At 45.1% G+C, this 669-nt stretch carries 1 protein-coding gene and 1 pseudogene; both read right to left on the bottom strand.

Translation table 11 applies throughout. The features are described from left to right. Positions 1–237, bottom strand: a 237-nt coding sequence (locus A3738_RS07840; protein WP_156504079.1) for an SDR family NAD(P)-dependent oxidoreductase, incomplete at its 3' end; no start/stop codon positions are given. Continuing rightward, a pseudogene (locus A3738_RS30770) lies at positions 234–669 on the bottom strand (hypothetical protein); the annotation flags it as partial. The gene A3738_RS07840 and the pseudogene A3738_RS30770, both read right to left, overlap by 4 nt.

Below are 669 nucleotides of genomic sequence, written 5' to 3'. Positions count from 1 at the left end.
TTTGACGCGACGCGCAAACTGATCAACGATTTCTTTATTGCTTATATCGAACGCCTGACTACATATGCCTTTGTGGGGCAAGGATTCGAGTTGCTTCACGGTTTCTTTTAATCCTGATTCGTCGTAGTCGGTAATCGCGATCCGTGCATTTAGCTTTGCAAATTCCAAGGCATAGGCGCGCCCCATTCCAGAACCGGCTCCGGTGATGACGATGGTTTTATCTTTAAAGTTCTTCATGCGGCACTCGTTTGTTTAGTTTTATTGTGTTGCTGAGTTGAGTTCATCGTTTTGTTTTTAATCGATGACACATCTACATTAATCGAAGGTGGATAGAGCTTCAGATTCTCGTCTGTCACTGGGCCATGCCGAAGATTTTTGAGATCTACTTTATAGTCCATCGACATGTACCAAGGCGCCTTGAACCCTTGGCGAGGGAGATCTTTTAGTACTCGCTGTACATAACCTGCACCAAAATCTAAGAGGGGGCGTGTTGGCATAGTCGGGCTAGGCAGTTCAGGACATGCTGCGGCCTGATTTTTGTCACTCATGTGTTTTATCAGTCGACAGTAATGCTCGCATAGCAAGCCTACTTTTAAGGTCCAAGATGAGTTGGTGTAACCAATGGCAAAGGCAAAATTAGGTATGCCGCTCAACATCATGCCTTTGTAT

The sequence above is a fragment of the Oleiphilus sp. HI0066 genome (assembly GCF_001635725.1).
Note: the sequence above shows the minus strand (reverse complement) of the source record. Positions and strands in the feature narration are given on the sequence as shown.